The organism is Pseudomonas sp. PA-4-8C (assembly GCF_021606625.1).
Classification (GTDB): Bacteria; Pseudomonadota; Gammaproteobacteria; order Pseudomonadales; family Pseudomonadaceae; genus Aquipseudomonas; species Aquipseudomonas lactis.
Genome location: NZ_WKCD01000128.1, coordinates 1 through 14,310 on the forward strand (window position 1 = coordinate 1; position 14,310 = coordinate 14,310).

Sequence of the window (14,310 nt, forward strand, 5' to 3'; positions counted from 1 at the left end):
TCGCCAAGGAGGGGCGGGACTATACCGTAGCTGGATTGGCATGGGCGGCAGGCTGGAGCGCGGATTCGTTTCAAGAAATCGCAAGCTGCAGGTCAGGGGGGGCAGGCGAAACGCCAAAACGAAAAAACCCGCCAGAAGGCGGGTTTTTCGCGGGTTCCAGAGATTTTGAAAGCTTTCTCTGGAACCTTGTATGGTGCCGGCACCAGGAGTCGAACCCGGGACCTACTGATTACAAGCTAGGTGCTCAAAATATACAAATCAATGACTTACGGGATTCCTTGTTACGTGCGGACACGCTAAAGCCCCCGTGCGGCGGGGGCTCTAGAACGCTTGTTACGTGGGTTTTGCTCGATATACGGGACCCGATTGAAGCCGGACGTCCTGTCAATTCGAAGAGAGGGATTCTGCAGTCAAGGACCTACGGGCATTCAGGATGGATTCCAGCGCTGATGGCGTTGTAACCCACACCTGGTATTCCTCCCATGTGAAACCCAGGTGCTCATGGAGTTCCAGACCCGTCCCGGCCAGTCCTGAGTGCCACTGCGCAATGAACGTATCGACGTCACAGTTCCGTGCTTCGCCGTTGAGGCATAACTCTAAAAAGCTCATGTTGATTCCTTTGACTTGCTCAGTCGGCTGATGGGGAAACGATGGGGAGGCTTAGGTCGTAGACATCCATCATTTTCGGATCTCGATGGCCGCTGGCCTCTTGCTTGTCAGCCCGGTTTCCGACGGTGTCGGTGATGCCCCGCCGTTTCAGGTCGTGTAGTGCGAAGCGTTGATCGGGCGATATGATCTCATCTTGCAGAGCCAAGGTGATGAAACGCTGCCATGCAGTGTCCAGGCTGGTTTTACGAAGCGGTCCACCGTGGCTGGCCACAATGATGTTCCTGCGTGACGGCATGATCGGTATTGCCGTTTTGCGCTTGGCCCATACCTTGGCCCGATAGGCTTTAGCGTTGTCCCAGGCTTTGCGTAGACGAGGCGTCCAACGAACGATGTTGTCCCGGCTACCTTTGCGGCGGTTGGTCAGTATTCCGCTTTCCAGCTCGTTTTCGTCGGTGAGCGTTACAACCTCAATGCCGCGCAACCTGCAGAGGTAGGCCAGCTCCATGACGTAGCCAAGGTATTCGGGACAGCCGCCTTTCTCGTTGCGCTGCAGCAAACCTCTGGCAATTGCCCGGTCGATGAGAGCATCCATGACCAGGTGATTCGGTAGGCGGCGCTGTTTGCGCTCCACGGGCGCTTCAATGCCCAGGGCTGGGTTCACTTCCAGGAAGCCGCGATTGCGGCCCCACTGCAGTACACGGCGCAGATAGCGCAGAGCGTGAGCGGCTTTCGATGGCGTACCTTCATCCGCCAGTCGGTCAACAATTCGTTGCACCAGGGCAGAAGTGAATTTCCGAACGGCCAGATCCCCCAGCGGTTTACCCAGCTTGGTGGGAATGTTCAGTAGAACATCGCGGGAATAGCAGTAGTCGTCGTGGGTTTTTGAACTGAGCTTCTTGTACCGATCGCTGTCGTGGAACTGTGCGCAAACGTAGCGGAGCGTTCCCCGGTCAACGTTGGAAGCCTCGTCCATGATCTGGTGCAGCTCTGCCAGTGAAACGGTCGCCGGCGCAATGTTGCGCCGGCGCTGTGTGCCCGTTTCGTCACGGTGAAGGGTGTACCAAACCCCTTCATTTCGCTGGTCAAAGTAAACGGCCGCTGGGAGAGCGGCCTGGTCAATGTGAGCGGGAATGTGCGGATTATGCTTCCGCTTCCTTGCTTTCCTCATAGGATGTCGGCGTCGTATCGCTCTGCAGCGGCGGGCTTCATGCCTGCGGCTTGGTTGATAAGGTCCAGCGTTGTCCATGGTCCAGTGCGGCCACGAAACAGGCGAACACCCTGGTCAATCAGCGACCGTTCAACATCAGACCGGCGTTGGTAGCCAGTGATGCGCTGCAGGTCGGTGAATACCAGGACGTTGTCCGATCGGGAGTTCATTGCTAACCCTCTGTGAGCTGGAGCACCCCGGGCAGTCTAGCGCTGCGGCCGGGGCTTGGTTATTAGAAGTTGGAATGGAAACTACTAGGGATCTATCGAATCGGCTTAGCCAGCAGTTTGGAGACCAGCGCCGCTTCACGTGCTGTTAGGTCTCCGAGCAGTTGGGCCATGGAGGTGACAGATTCGAGACGGATACGTGCGTCTGCCGTTTTCTGTACTTGATAATTGAAAAGCGCGGTACCGACGATGCGGATAGCCATCAGATGCCGCGCCGCTTGCGTGCCCTCGACCGGTGATGTGGTAGCCTTCAATTCGCTGCTGCTTTGGTGCTGTGCTTGCATGGTAGTGCCCTCAGTGATGGTCGGTGCCGGGGAGCTGTAACTCCTCGGCGCCCTTCATTTACCGGCCTTCGCCGGCAGCGGTTGATTGCACTTGCCGAACCAGGTGAAGCACCAGGTTCTCAAGTTCGATCAAGCTTTGAACTGCCAGCACCGCACTGTCTGCGGCACGGGTTGCAATGGAGTACGCGCCTGCAGGTTGGCCCGGATCGCGCTTTCGGTAGACTTGCTCGCCTCGATCAGCTTGTGTGTCCGGCCGTCTTTGAGCATCCGACGCAGGGTGGCGAGGTCGGGGATACGCTGGCGGTGGTCATGGGCGGCCTCTGCGAACTGGTTGAGGTTGATGGCAATGACGCCTGGGTTTTTGCTGTGGTTGACCAGGGGGGCGCCCGGGAGAGATTCCAGGTAGTCGTACACCTGCCAGAAGTCGTTCAGTTCCTGTGGGTCGGTGGTGATAGCGGCCTGGCGATCGTTGGCCATCCCGGTGATGTATTTGCGTGTTTCGCGCACCATATGTTCAGGCACCTGTAGCACCAGATGCAGACAGTCCACCAAGGCAAGCAACATGCTGTGGTTTCGGATGATCCGATCCGAAGAGAGTTTTTTACTTGCCCATAGCTCGGCCCGATACTTCGGATACATTTCTGCAAAACGTGCCATGACCTGTGGTTCAGCCTTCATCGCCTTGACCATGAAGTGGCTGACGTCGCCCACCTCTGTCTGTACCAACGAGTCAGCTGCTGCGCGGCTTGCCTCGGTGATATTGGGTTTGGCGAAGTACAGTTTTGTGATCCGGCTCAGAATCGCTTCGTGGCCCGACACCCCTGCGTTTTGCGCGATGACGATGGACGCACGAAATGGCGGTTCGTAGGTGTCGTTGCTGTTGTTTTTAACGCCACGGGTTCGAAGCAGACCGCCACCGTAGTAGTCCTTGAACTCGTCCCACTCGAACGATTTGGCATTCTCCGCATCGGTATTACGGTCTGCCTCAAGCAATACCAACGGTATGTTCGACACCTGGCCCATTGCTCGGCTACGGCCTGAAATAGAGCCCTTGGCCGGGTCGAAACCCTCATAGAGGCGACCGAACAATTTCCACAGAAATTTGATCAGCGTGGTTTTGCCTGAGTCCGGTTCGCCGGACATCTCCAGGAACGGAAAACTTTCATAGTCGGCACGGATCTGCTCTGCGAACAGGGAGCCGAACCAATACGTCAGCGCTACCAGGCCCTTTTCACCGAAACACAACCAAAGATTCGGTAGCCAGTCGTCGCGATAGCCCTTCGAAGCGCTGGCCATATTGATCTTGATCGACTTCATCAAGCACTTGACGCGGACTTGGCCGAACTCAAAGTAGTCCTCGTCGTTGGCCTTGTAGACGTTCCCACCCTGAACCGCTATGTCGTTGAAGATGTAGGCTTTGTGCTCTTTGCTGTACCCAAGGAAGTCGATTGTCTCGACTGTTTTTAAGCGTTCGGTCTGACGGACGATGATTTGGTCCAGGTGCTTTTGGGTACCGAGCCAACTCGCGCTGGCGTTCATGAGGCGCGCCTTGAATTCGCTGCTTGAGGAAATCTGTTTAGGGGTAAACGTATGTTTTTCGGGTGCGTTGTCGCTGGGTGTATCCACCTGGAAATAGAACCAAGCGTCGCCGGTTATATCGTTCACCTGTTTGTACAGCGCCTGGAAATTACAGTTGGCGATCAGCTTCAATGCGCAAACCGACTCCAGAACCTTGTCGCGTGCCTGGCGATCATTCATCAGTTGGTCGTCGTGATCATCACTTTTGAGTAGGGCGCGTTGTTCGTCTTCAAGTTTTGATAGGTCGAACTTCGCCCAGTACATCCGGCTCCCGAACTCAAAATGGAACTCAGATGTAGCGTCCTCCCAGGTGTACATCAATATGGCTTTATCTCGTGGGGACGGTGCCAGTAACAGATCGCCTTCGTGGCGTGCGATTGCAAGGTCGCGGGTACGGCGCTGATCGCGCGTGTCGGTTTCTTCAAACCCCCAACGCTGATGCTGATCGTTCCAATCAACCTTGCGGCCATCGCGTTGTGGAATAAGGGCAGCGGTGCAGCTGAATCCAAGCTGACGGGACATCTTGACCCAGCGCTGCAGGTAGCTGCGCGCTGTTGGCTCGTTGTCCAAGGCCCACACCAGGCGAGGAAGATTACCTTTGCGTTTCTCTACAAGCTGCTCCAAAGCGTGCGCTGGGAAACTCACGCTCGACATCGCGGAGACAGCGTTGATCCCGTTGTGCTGCAGCGCGATGGCGTCAAAAATCCCCTCAACGATCCATAGTTCTTCAACGGTGGCCAGGTCCACGGACGGTGGACACCACCAGTGGCCATAAGCGCTGTACTTAGGCTTAAAGCGAGCCTTCATTTTCCCGAAGCGGGCCGGGCGATCAATCAGGCGTTCCCAATAACCGTCATTTGGTAGAGGGAACCGGATTGTGGCGCTGGATTCGCCCGTTTCATGGTTTACGTAATTCTCCTGGGTGAACCAGCCTGTCAACGTCCCCACATCGAAGCCGCGGGCGAACTCAAGGTACGCACGCGCTGTTACGGTCGGATCGTTGTCCGTCGCCGGTGCGCGCTTGCTCCAGTCTTCAAATAGGTCGTCGTACAGATCCTTTACGTGTTCTATATGACCACAGCGTTCAGGCCGGCCACAGCGGATCTGCCAAGGGTTGTCATAGCGGGCGTACAGCTCTTTCTTTTTGCATTTTGGGCATGTGCCGCCGCGCATGTAGTTGGAGCCGGTACGGATCTTCAGGTCGAAATCGAACTGTAGCCGCTCGATGACTTGGGCACGGATATCATCTTTCATCAGGGACATTATTTCGCTGCCTTTAGGCTGTGAGAGAGCGCGGCCATGAGGCGTTTTTGCGCTGCCATCACCGGGACATGGGCGAGAATTGCGCCGTGGCGCAGACCATCCGCAACAAGGCGGAATTGGTCGGCGTACCAATGTTCATTGAGGCTCAAGCGATACTGTTCGCGCAGGTTGGCCAGCAACGCTTCGGCCTCTGCTGGAGGCAGTTGTGTGGTGACAATTAAGGCGTTTGCCATCGTTAAACCTCAATTTCGGGCGCACTTCACCCAAACCCACAGGGTGTGGGGCCGGCGATCGGTTTGGTTGGGGGTTACGAGTTTGCGGAGCGCAAACGCACGTTGTCTGGAGCGTTCAGGATGCGTTCATAGATCAGGCTGACTGGTACGGACCAGCAAACCCCTTTGATGGGGTCTTTGATCACCACAACAGTGGCGCTGCTGTAGTCCAGATCAAGGCGTTGGCGGAACGCTATTTCCACCAGCTCAATGTGGGCAAGGGAAGTCAGTTTGATTGCAACCGATTCCGCGACGTCGAAGCTGCTCACCAGGTGATTGATTGTGCGGTTGAGTAGTGCCGAAATGTCGTTCAGGTGTTCGGCCTGATGGCGCTCAAGGAAAGCCAGTGCAGCGTTTTGTATGCATTCCTGGTAATCCGGGGTGTTGGTCTGAGTATTCATTTGGCTTTCCCCGACTTAGCGCGGTAGAGATCGATGGCGGCAAAGACTTCGGCGGTTCGTGCCGCTATATGTAAGGTGTGAGCGTTCTGTATCAACTCGGCCTCGGCATCGGTGATCACACCGTCTTCAAGGGCCTGTGCAATGGCTTGATCGACCGTTCCCTGCTTGGCCGAACTTTGCATAGCCCGTGTGTACATCTCCACGTTGTCCAGGCTTTCTGGATGGATCACGGGCACGAACATGCCGCCGTACATTGCCGCCAAGTAGTTGGGTAGGTGCTGGGTACCGGTCACTTGCTCCAACTGGAAAATCTGCACATCCGTCAAAGGGCGGCAGTTGTTGTTCTCATAGGCGTGGTTATCAAATTTCTTGAGCGGTAAGCCGATCCGAGCGGCGGCGCATTCGCGGCCACCTTCTAAGGTGCAAATAATTGCACTGACCACTTCGCGACGTGTCTTTAGAACCTGATTTTTCATCTTCTGCTGTTCCCTTAGAGCCTTGGCCATTACTGTGCAATCACGCCGTCTTTGATCCCCAGGAGGACGGCTGCGCGATGTGCCTCCCCGCGGCGACCTTTTCGACGCCCGTTTAAAAGGTCGCTGACCAAATTTTTGTTCAGGTCATGGATTCGGCAAAATTCAGCGATGCTCATGCCCTTTCTATCAAGGGCTGCGCGGGCTTGCTCCGGTGTAACGGGCGCGGGCATAGTGTGTTCACTCCTGTTGAAACGGGTTGTTTTGTGTTCATTGGTGGTGATTATGCACGTTAATTTGGTCTTGTACAGGGGTGATGCTTGAAAAATTGTGCATCTGATTCAGGGAGTGATGACTCTGTTGGCGACCGTTTGCGTGAAGAACGCATTAGGTTGAACCTAAGTCAGGAGGACTTAGCGCAGGCAGGGGGTGTGAACCGCAATACCCAAGGAACCTACGAGCGCGGTGGCCGGAATCCAGACACGTCATATCTCGCGGGCGTTGCCACGTTGGGAGTGGACACAATTTATGTGCTTTGTGGTCGACGGTTCGTAGGTGCGGGACTGAGCGACCTAGAGGAGAAGGTGATTGCGCACTTTCGAAGCATCCCCGAAGACGACCAACGCACGATTCTTCGGATTTTGAAAGCCATGGCCGACGATGTTGCACGGCAGCCAAAGTGAAACCGTTCGTAACTAGGTTGGGCATTTTGTACCTTTTAACTTTAAAAGTTATTCGATGCCGATACCTTCGATCCAGCAATGCATTTATGGAGAAATACGCATGTTGGATCACGTTAAAAATGACTGTATGGCCTCGAAAACCAAAGAGCCTCGCTGGAATGATCTAAATGATCTTGAGCGTCGCTTAATTGAACTCATCCGTTCGATGAGCGAGAGAGATCAACAAAAAATTCGCCGAGTGACTGAGGTTATGGTCATGAGTTACGGCAAGATAGATCGTCAATAGCTACTCGCAAAAATTCAACCGTCGACTAATGACGCCGGCGGTTGTCACTCACACTGCAGGTTGGGATCCCAGTCGGTCAAATAGTTCGCGTTGCTGGTTTCTTGGCAGTTCTCGAAGTCGGTCATAGAGCATCCGCTCAAACGTTTGAGCTGATGGGCTTATAGTGTGTGAGAAAGTGAGATTCGCGACCCATGTATGACCGCATTGAGCATCAAGGCATTGGCAATAGAGTTTTGCGAAATCCTCTGAAAGTGCCTCCCTGGAGGCAATTCGACCCTTATGTCCGCATTTACAAGTAACTCGCATTTATCCCTCCCCAGGGTGTAGCAAAGCGCCATTATTTTGCCAGATTTAAATATGTTTAAAGCTGTTGGTTTAAGTTCATATAGTTGAAATATCTATATTTCTAAAATTCGCCACGTAAACCGTCTATCCCTTCGCAACGTCTCGTTAACCTGGTCGAATAGCTGGCAGATCGGCCGGATTTCGTTGCTGGTGTACACGCGATCAATCTTCTCAATGTCCCCAAACCCGCCGCTGTTTTCCGGGATGATTCCGGCCAGGGCAGGGTTCATACGCCACGCCGCGATCACGTCATTGCGCGTGATGTTCTTCACCTTCTCCAGTTCGTCCTTGGCCTGGAAGTCCCCCACGGGGATGATCTGGATGGCGTTTTCCTTGCCGTTGGGAATGTTGACGAACATCGAGCGGAAGTTGCCCACACCCTTACTGGCGCTGATCTGGGCGCGCAGGTTCTCTTCGTCTTCCTCGGTCAAGTCCGGGTCGTTGGTGTAGAAGATGTAACCCGCGTGCGCGCCGTTGCTGTAGTAGCGCCGGCGGAACAGGGTGGCGGCTTCGTTGAGCAACAGGGCCTGCAGGCCGCCCAGGTAGTCGGGCACGCCGTAGATGTTCTGTTCCACGTCGTAGTCCAGGACGTGTTCGATTTCGTCCTGGTGGAAGTCCATGTACTTGCTGTCTGGCAGCAGCATCCTGAACCCGCCGTCGACCTTCACCCGCATGTTGATGGCGGGCAGGTGTTGCATCTCCAGCACTTCGCCAAAGGCGTTGGTATCACGATAGAAATACGCCTCCCCGAACACCATGTAATCCAGGCTCGCCCGGCCCATGGTCTGCGTGCTGCAGCCCTCGGACGGGATGAATTCACGCAACAGCAGGTTGCGCTTGAACTTGGGAATGGCGCCGTGGTGTGCGTTGGCGCGCAGTAGCTTGGCCAGGCCCGCCCGCGACACCGGCGGCTTGTAGATTTCGCCGTCGTCGCTGAGAAATACCCCCAGGTACTCGCCTATGTTGCCGGACAGCACCTGTTCCGGTTCTCCGAAGGTGAACGCCCGCATGGGCTGTGGCTGTTGTACCTGCTGGCTGGCTTGGGGCTTTTTGTGTCGTGGCTTGGGCATTGGTTCCGCTCGTGACATAGCGGCTACGGCGCCGCTTGTTGGTGTTGAGGGGTTCATTGAACAGGGCGTGCATGATCGACCAGGCGATATCGGCGTGACCGGTGGCGTCCGTGCGCGAAGCGCTGTAAGTGACCTGACCGCTGGTGGTGGTGCCGCGCTTGATCGTCAGGAACGCCTGGGCGATGTCGGTCCAGCCGGCGTCCCACTCGATGCGACTGCCCTGGATCGTGTCTTGGGCCTTGAGTACCAGAGTGTTTTTGGTTTCAAGGCTGTAATGGATAGCGGTCGCACGCGGGTAGAAGTCGCGCACCAGGTCAAACACGCCGTAACCGATACCGGTCGTGTCGATGCCGATGTGCTGAACATTGAAACGCTCGGTAAGCTTTTTGACCTGGTCGGCCTGGTACTTGAACGACTGCCCACGCCAGCTGTGTTTTTCCAGGATGCGGAATTTCGCCCCGGATTCCAGTGGGGGAGCGACCACCACACAGGTGGCGTCGTCTCGTGTGCGGCTCGGATCGTAGCCAAGCCACACCGGGCTGTTGCCGAAAGGCCGATCCAGATCGGAGTCGTAGTCTTCCCATAGCGACAGGTCGGAATAGCAGCGCTCCAGATCCTTGAGGCCGAACGCGCTTTGGCTGCTGTCGATGAACTTGCAGTAGAACAGTTGCTGGAATTTGTCTTCGTCGTACTCCAGCTGCAGCTGTTCCAGGTCGAATAGATCGCAGCCGCCGGCGATGGCGTCGTCCAGAGTAATGGTCTTGCGCCATTGACCATCGGGGCACAGCGCGCCCTGGGTGTATGACGCCTCGGTGGGCCAAGTGCCGCCAGCTTTCTTGCCGCGTTTGCTGTTGCGGAACTCCTCACCGGACCAGAACGGGTACGCCTGGTGCGACACCGCGCTGGGCGTCGAGAAATAGGTTTTGCGCCATTTCTTGTGGGTGCCCATGGCGCTGGCCACGGTGCTGAGTTTGTCGAAGTCACGTATCCAGAAATATTCATCGACGTAGACGTGGCCATGGTAGCCCTGGGCGGTGCTGCTGTTGGTGCTGAGAAAGCGCAACTCGGCGCCGTTGCTGAGCGTGATCGGGTTGCCGGTCAGCTCGATGTCGAACCACTGTTTGGCAAACTGGATGATGTAGCTCCGGAAAATCTCCGACTGCGAGCGGCTGGCCGACAGGAACACCTGGTTGTCGCCAGTCAGCACCGCATCCATGAAGGCTTCGCCGGCGAAGTAGTAGGTCAGGCCCACCTGGCGGCTTTTCAGGATGTTGCGGATACGGCACGTCAGCGGGTTTTGCTTGGCCGCGAACAGCTCCTGCTGATAGCGGTACATCTTGCTGATGAACTTATCCAGGAAGTCGACTTCGGTCAGCCCGCTGATGTCGTTCTTGGCTTTCTTCTCGCGTTTCTTCCCTCCGTTATCGCCACGGCCCGAACGTTCGCCACGCGCGCCCTGGCGGCGTTCCTGCGGTTCGCTGCCTGATTCCCCGACCGGTGCCGGCGACGGCTTGACCGCTTGCTTTAACAAGCGCTCGCGCACCGTTGTCAGGCGGTCCAGCTCGTTGAGCTCGTCTTTGGTCAGGCTGCTGGCTTTGTCCAGGAGCAGCGTGATTCGCCGGCCGACGGCGGTCAGCGGTTCTTCGTCCGACAGCATGTCCTCCCACCCGCCCTGGCGTATCCAGTAGTAGACGATGCGGATGTTGGGCAGGTTGAGCTGCGCCTGGATTTCCTTGGCCTTACAGCGGCGCAGAAACAGGCGTTTAGCGGCTTCTTTAACTTCGGTCGAGTAGTACATGGGCCGCAGTCTATGCGGCGAAAACGCCGGAAACGCGGGGTTAAATTCCGTGATCCACCTATATCGTTGATATAGGAGAAACGCGCATTTGAACCGTTTGTTTGGGGCTTGGCGGCTCCCTATCGTGGCGGCTCATTCAACCGATTGAGCGCAGTTATCGCCCATGCCCCGTTCCCTTGTTTCATTCTGGAAACGTGTCGCCACCAGCGGCATTACCGCCGATGGTCGCGAGATCCTTCCCCAGGAACTGCGCGATATCGCTGAAACCTACAAGCCGTCGAAATATACGGCTGTGATCTGGTGTGAACACCAGCGTGCAGAAGGTTCTTTCGGCACCGTTTACGCGGTCCGGCTGGTCGAGGAGGGCGATGATCTGGAGGAAGGGCAAGTTGCTCTGGAGGCCCAGCTCAAGCCCAACGATCGGCTGCTGTACCTGAATGACCAGGGGCAGAAGCTGTTTACCAGTATTGAGATTTGGCCGAATTTCGCCGGTAGCGGCAAATCCTACCTGACCGGCCTTGCGGTCACCGACACACCGTCAAGCCTTGGCACTCAAGAACTGTACTTCTCCCGCCAAACCAATAAAGCGACGTACTACGCCGCGTCCGTTGAACTGGGCTCTTTTGAAGCTGAGCCGCAAAGCGAGGTCGGCAAGTTGATCGGCTTGCTCACCGGTTTGTTCAAGCGCTTTTCCACGGATGCCGAGCCCGCCGAACCCACCACCCCAACTGAGAGCAAACCCCCAATGGATGAAGCTACCGCAACGGCGCTTAAAGCCCTGCTGGAGCAGCTGCTTGTCGTCGCTGCCGGCATTCAGGCTGTGATTGAACCCGCCGCCGCAGACGCACCAGAGCCCGACCAGGCACCCATCGACGACGTGAGCGCGGCCGTAGACGAGATCGTCACTACAGCAGAAGACGAACGTGAGTTCAGCCGTAAGGGCGCGGCCACGAATAAGGCCCTGTTGGCGAGCATGGCGGCTTTGGAAAAGCGTTTCACTGCGCTGCAGAACACTTCCGCAGGTCGCCAGTTGCCACGCAACCCCGGCCCAGTAGCCGCCCCACGACGTAAGGTGCTCTGACATGGCCCAGCCTTTAAGCGCCCGTGGCGCCAAGCAATATGCCGAGCTGCAGGAAGCGATCGCCGAAGCGTATGGCGTCCAAAGTTCGGCCCGCATGTTCAGCGTCGACCCGACGATTGCCCAGGAACTGAACGACGCAATCACCGCGAAAGCCGACTTCCTGGAACGTATCAACGTCGTCCCGGTGAGTGAGATTAAGGGCGAAAAAGTCTTTATCGGTGTGAATGGTCCGGTCACTGGCCGCACCAATACCAAGACCACCGACCGCGAAGCCAAGGACGCCTCGGCGCTGGACAATACCACCTACGAACTGGCTGATACCCAGTCTGACGTAGGTCTGCCATACGCCAAGATCGACGCCTGGGCGAAGTTTCCCGACTTCAAAGAGCGCTATTCCGCTGCAGTGCAAAAACGCATCGCCCAGGACCGTATCGTTATCGGCTTCCACGGAACCCGTGCCGCCCCTCAGACCGATCTGGCGGCCAATCCAAAGCTGCAGGACGTGAACAAGGGCTGGCTGCAGCAACTGCGCGAGCAGGCCCCGCAGCAGGTGCTCAAAGAGGGCGCCACCGCCGGCAAGGTGACGTTGGGCGCTGGCGGTGACTACGCCAACCTTGATGCCCTGGTGCACGACACCAAGCAGATGGTGGACGAGATCCTGCGCGAAGACGGCGACCTGGTCGCGATCATCGGCACTGACTTACTCGCCTCTGACAAGGCCAAGCTGTACACCAAGCAAGGCGACACGCCCACCGAAAAAGAGCGCATCGAAAACGCCCAGGTGATTGCGACTTATGGTGGCCTGCCAGCTTTCAGCGTGCCGAACTTCCCGGTCAACGCAGTGCTGGTCACCAGTTGGGACAACCTGTCGATCTACTACCAGGACACCAGCTGGCGTAAGCAGACGATCGAGAACCCGAAGCGCTCCCGCGTCGAGGACTACAACAGCCGCAACGAAGGCTACGTGATCGAGCAGCTGGAAAAAATCGCGTTCACTGAAAACGTTGAATTGGTGGCGGCGTGAGTCTGGCCCTGGCGCACAAGCGTCGCACCCTGGCCTTGGGCAGCTCTGCAGTAGCGGCGATGTCCGCTGCTGCAAGCTTGGCCTATACGCCGGCCGATGCACTGAGCAGTCCCGCCAATGCTCGCAAGCACCTGCTACTGCAGGAAGCGGCGTTGGACCAGGACCTGGAGCGAATCAGCGCCATTAACGGGCTGGCCGGACGACAGGCACTCAAGCGCGAAGAGCTGCTGCCCAAGTATCAGGAATACGTCCAGCGCTACTGCGAGTCGGGCCTGAACTTCCCTAACCGCGTTGCGGTGCAGGTCATGGTTTGGTTGTTCGATACGGCCCAGTTCGAAGACGCCCTGGAACTGGCTGACTTCTTGATGGAGCAGGGTCAGCAGATGCCGGAGCGCTTCAAGCGCCGCGACATCCAGACCTTTGTGGCCGACGCCGTGTGTGAGTGGGCCTACGCCGAGTACAACGCCAGCCGCAGTCCTGAGCCCTATCTGTCCGACCTGCTGCCACGTGTTGACGGCGAGTGGACGCTGACCGAGCAGATCCCGAGCAAGTACCACAAGTTGATTGGTATGCGCGCCATGGAGGCAGAGCAGTGGGACATCGCGCTCAAGCATTTGGAGCGCTCCACTGAGCTTTATGCCCAGGCCGGCAACAACACACGCATCAAACAGGTCCGCAGGGCCTTGGAAAAACAAACGGCCGCTAACCCGGCCACCGAGTAACCGACTACCCCCCCAGCGGGGACCTGTGGAAGTGAGCCGCCCATTTATGGACCGTCCCACTGAAAACAGGCTCCCCGCCCTATTTGAGCGGCCAGCAATGAGCTTTTCCGGGAAACCCACCACCTTTGTGGAACTGACGATCGAGAATGACGGCTTCTGGCCTGACCTTTCCGTGACCGAGTTTCAGAAAGAACAACGCGTGCCGGCGGAGTACCTGGTAGAGCTGCTGGTCGACACACTGAAAAGCGCCATGTTCGAAGTGAATACCGACCTGGCCCGCGTGAAAGCGAAGCTGCAGACGGCAGGGGTATCGAACCTGCAGGCAGCGGCCGGTGTGGCCACCCCCGCAGAATGGGCTTACGCCTATAAGGTCACGCTCTATAAACGCGCTGTCTACAGCCGTGCCAAGGGCAATTCACTGCCCCAGTTTGCCACCGTCACCCGTCGCGAAAGCGCTGAAAACACCGGCAAGGAAGCGCCGGAGCGTGCCGAAACCTTCCTGGCTTTCAGCCAGCAGGCCGTGCGTGCGCTACAAGGCCGCGGCCGCATTACGGCGTCGTTGCAATGATCCAGCTGCAGGCGCTAACCGCCTACCTGATGGCCCGTAACCTGGTGGCGCCTGAGCTATTCGACAGCTGGACCGAGCAGGTCAGCCTTGAGCTGATCTGGAAGCCCGACCGCGACGGCCTGCACATGGCTGACATGCGCTATCGGGCTGTGTTCTCCCTCGAGCGCTTCACCGGCAACCCGGCGCGACTGATGGCCCTGGTAGGTAGTTGGCTGGAAAACCACGATCCCGACCGGGACCGCCACGAACTGCCAGCGCCGCTGTTTGCTGTTGAACCGCTCGACCAGGACAGCTTCGACGTAGACCTGTCCCTGGAATTCATCGAGCCGCAATACCTGGCCGAAGATCCCGCCGGCGAGATTGAGGCGTTCGGCAAAACCTGGGCGTTCGTCCCCTTCGATCTGTGGGTAGCTGAGCAA

18 protein-coding genes are annotated in these 14,310 nt (G+C 57.1%); 7 read left to right on the top strand and 11 right to left on the bottom strand.

Annotated elements, in window-relative coordinates; all coding sequences use genetic code 11:
• Window positions 1-628: 628 nt before the first annotated feature.
• From GIW04_RS18385 to GIW04_RS18420, 8 genes are all read right to left on the bottom strand, one after another.
• The gene (locus tag GIW04_RS18385) at window positions 629-1,777 is read right to left on the bottom strand and encodes a site-specific integrase (RefSeq protein ID WP_120247845.1); all 1,149 of its coding nucleotides are present in this window, start codon (window positions 1,775-1,777) and stop codon (window positions 629-631) included.
• Window positions 1,774-1,986 carry a hypothetical protein gene (locus GIW04_RS18390; protein ID WP_075117354.1) on the bottom strand — a complete coding sequence of 71 codons (213 nt, stop codon included), beginning with the start codon at window positions 1,984-1,986 and terminating at the stop codon, window positions 1,774-1,776. The genes GIW04_RS18385 and GIW04_RS18390 overlap by 4 nt, the downstream gene beginning before the upstream one ends.
• A 92-nt stretch (window positions 1,987-2,078) precedes the next feature.
• Window positions 2,079-2,327, bottom strand: a complete 249-nt coding sequence (locus GIW04_RS18395) for a hypothetical protein (RefSeq protein ID WP_120247846.1) — start codon at window positions 2,325-2,327, stop codon at window positions 2,079-2,081.
• A 129-nt stretch (window positions 2,328-2,456) separates the two neighbouring features.
• The gene (locus GIW04_RS18400; protein ID WP_413469050.1) at window positions 2,457-5,159 is read right to left on the bottom strand and encodes a toprim domain-containing protein; all 2,703 of its coding nucleotides are present in this window, start codon (window positions 5,157-5,159) and stop codon (window positions 2,457-2,459) included.
• An 8-nt stretch (window positions 5,160-5,167) separates the two neighbouring features.
• Entirely contained in the window at window positions 5,168-5,401 is a 234-nt protein-coding gene (locus GIW04_RS18405; protein ID WP_120247848.1) for a hypothetical protein, read from the bottom strand.
• 74 nt (window positions 5,402-5,475) lie between these two features.
• Window positions 5,476-5,841 (bottom strand): hypothetical protein, encoded by a 366-nt coding sequence (locus GIW04_RS18410; protein ID WP_120247849.1) that lies wholly within the window; start codon window positions 5,839-5,841, stop codon window positions 5,476-5,478.
• Window positions 5,838-6,317 carry a YmfL family putative regulatory protein gene (locus GIW04_RS18415; RefSeq protein ID WP_275942201.1) on the bottom strand — a complete coding sequence of 160 codons (480 nt, stop codon included), beginning with the start codon at window positions 6,315-6,317 and terminating at the stop codon, window positions 5,838-5,840. The genes GIW04_RS18410 and GIW04_RS18415 overlap by 4 nt, the downstream gene beginning before the upstream one ends.
• A 29-nt stretch (window positions 6,318-6,346) precedes the next feature.
• A complete protein-coding gene (locus GIW04_RS18420; protein ID WP_120247851.1) occupies window positions 6,347-6,547 on the bottom strand; it encodes a DNA-binding protein in 201 nt (66 codons plus the stop codon).
• Window positions 6,548-6,685: 138 nt separating this feature from the next.
• Here GIW04_RS18420 and GIW04_RS18425 point away from each other — a divergent pair, with 138 nt between their 5' ends.
• Together GIW04_RS18425 and GIW04_RS18430 are read left to right on the top strand one after the other, a co-directional pair.
• On the top strand, window positions 6,686-6,997 hold the full coding sequence (locus GIW04_RS18425) for a helix-turn-helix domain-containing protein (protein WP_120247852.1): 312 nt from the start codon (window positions 6,686-6,688) through the stop codon (window positions 6,995-6,997).
• A gap of 100 nt (window positions 6,998-7,097) precedes the next feature.
• Window positions 7,098-7,283 (top strand): hypothetical protein, encoded by a 186-nt coding sequence (locus tag GIW04_RS18430; RefSeq protein WP_120247853.1) that lies wholly within the window; start codon window positions 7,098-7,100, stop codon window positions 7,281-7,283.
• A 48-nt stretch (window positions 7,284-7,331) separates the two neighbouring features.
• Here GIW04_RS18430 and GIW04_RS18435 read toward each other — a convergent pair whose 3' ends face one another.
• The 3 genes from GIW04_RS18435 to GIW04_RS18445 form a co-directional block, all read right to left on the bottom strand.
• Window positions 7,332-7,589 carry an ogr/Delta-like zinc finger family protein gene (locus GIW04_RS18435; protein ID WP_120247854.1) on the bottom strand — a complete coding sequence of 86 codons (258 nt, stop codon included), beginning with the start codon at window positions 7,587-7,589 and terminating at the stop codon, window positions 7,332-7,334.
• A gap of 92 nt (window positions 7,590-7,681) precedes the next feature.
• The gene (locus GIW04_RS18440; protein WP_120247855.1) at window positions 7,682-8,533 is read right to left on the bottom strand and encodes a phage portal protein; all 852 of its coding nucleotides are present in this window, start codon (window positions 8,531-8,533) and stop codon (window positions 7,682-7,684) included.
• On the bottom strand, window positions 8,445-10,496 hold the full coding sequence (locus tag GIW04_RS18445; RefSeq protein ID WP_120247856.1) for a terminase large subunit domain-containing protein: 2,052 nt from the start codon (window positions 10,494-10,496) through the stop codon (window positions 8,445-8,447). Before GIW04_RS18445 ends, GIW04_RS18440 begins: the two co-directional genes overlap by 89 nt.
• Before the next feature lie 163 nt (window positions 10,497-10,659).
• Between GIW04_RS18445 and GIW04_RS18450 the strand changes: the two genes are divergently transcribed.
• From GIW04_RS18450 to GIW04_RS18470, 5 genes are all read left to right on the top strand, one after another.
• On the top strand, window positions 10,660-11,577 hold the full coding sequence (locus GIW04_RS18450) for a GPO family capsid scaffolding protein (protein ID WP_108538559.1): 918 nt from the start codon (window positions 10,660-10,662) through the stop codon (window positions 11,575-11,577).
• Window position 11,578: 1 nt separating this feature from the next.
• Entirely contained in the window at window positions 11,579-12,601 is a 1,023-nt protein-coding gene (locus GIW04_RS18455) for a phage major capsid protein, P2 family (RefSeq protein WP_068966353.1), read from the top strand.
• Window positions 12,598-13,323 (top strand): phage terminase small subunit, encoded by a 726-nt coding sequence (gene gpM / locus GIW04_RS18460; RefSeq protein ID WP_120247857.1) that lies wholly within the window; start codon window positions 12,598-12,600, stop codon window positions 13,321-13,323. The genes GIW04_RS18455 and gpM overlap by 4 nt, the downstream gene beginning before the upstream one ends.
• Window positions 13,324-13,420: 97 nt before the next feature.
• The gene (locus tag GIW04_RS18465; protein ID WP_120247858.1) at window positions 13,421-13,891 is read left to right on the top strand and encodes a head completion/stabilization protein; all 471 of its coding nucleotides are present in this window, start codon (window positions 13,421-13,423) and stop codon (window positions 13,889-13,891) included.
• A partial coding sequence (locus GIW04_RS18470) for a phage tail protein (RefSeq protein WP_236479102.1) occupies window positions 13,888-14,310 on the top strand: 423 nt, incomplete at its 3' end. The genes GIW04_RS18465 and GIW04_RS18470, both read left to right, overlap by 4 nt.

Excerpts from the sequence above, each read along its gene's own strand:
- GIW04_RS18385 (WP_120247845.1), bottom strand. The coding sequence starts at position 1,777 with ATGAGGAAAGCAAGGAAGCGGAAGCATAATCCGCACATTCCCGCTCAC.
- GIW04_RS18390 (WP_075117354.1), bottom strand. The coding sequence starts at position 1,986 with ATGAACTCCCGATCGGACAACGTCCTGGTATTCACCGACCTGCAGCGC.
- GIW04_RS18395 (WP_120247846.1), bottom strand. The coding sequence starts at position 2,327 with ATGCAAGCACAGCACCAAAGCAGCAGCGAATTGAAGGCTACCACATCA.
- GIW04_RS18400 (WP_413469050.1), bottom strand. The coding sequence starts at position 5,159 with ATGAAAGATGATATCCGTGCCCAAGTCATCGAGCGGCTACAGTTCGAT.
- GIW04_RS18405 (WP_120247848.1), bottom strand. The coding sequence starts at position 5,401 with ATGGCAAACGCCTTAATTGTCACCACACAACTGCCTCCAGCAGAGGCC.
- GIW04_RS18410 (WP_120247849.1), bottom strand. The coding sequence starts at position 5,841 with ATGAATACTCAGACCAACACCCCGGATTACCAGGAATGCATACAAAAC.
- GIW04_RS18415 (WP_275942201.1), bottom strand. The coding sequence starts at position 6,317 with ATGAAAAATCAGGTTCTAAAGACACGTCGCGAAGTGGTCAGTGCAATT.
- GIW04_RS18420 (WP_120247851.1), bottom strand. The coding sequence starts at position 6,547 with ATGCCCGCGCCCGTTACACCGGAGCAAGCCCGCGCAGCCCTTGATAGA.
- GIW04_RS18430 (WP_120247853.1), top strand. The coding sequence starts at position 7,098 with ATGTTGGATCACGTTAAAAATGACTGTATGGCCTCGAAAACCAAAGAG.
- GIW04_RS18435 (WP_120247854.1), bottom strand. The coding sequence starts at position 7,589 with ATGCGAGTTACTTGTAAATGCGGACATAAGGGTCGAATTGCCTCCAGG.
- GIW04_RS18445 (WP_120247856.1), bottom strand. The coding sequence starts at position 10,496 with ATGTACTACTCGACCGAAGTTAAAGAAGCCGCTAAACGCCTGTTTCTG.
- GIW04_RS18450 (WP_108538559.1), top strand. The coding sequence starts at position 10,660 with ATGCCCCGTTCCCTTGTTTCATTCTGGAAACGTGTCGCCACCAGCGGC.
- GIW04_RS18455 (WP_068966353.1), top strand. The coding sequence starts at position 11,579 with ATGGCCCAGCCTTTAAGCGCCCGTGGCGCCAAGCAATATGCCGAGCTG.
- GIW04_RS18465 (WP_120247858.1), top strand. The coding sequence starts at position 13,421 with ATGAGCTTTTCCGGGAAACCCACCACCTTTGTGGAACTGACGATCGAG.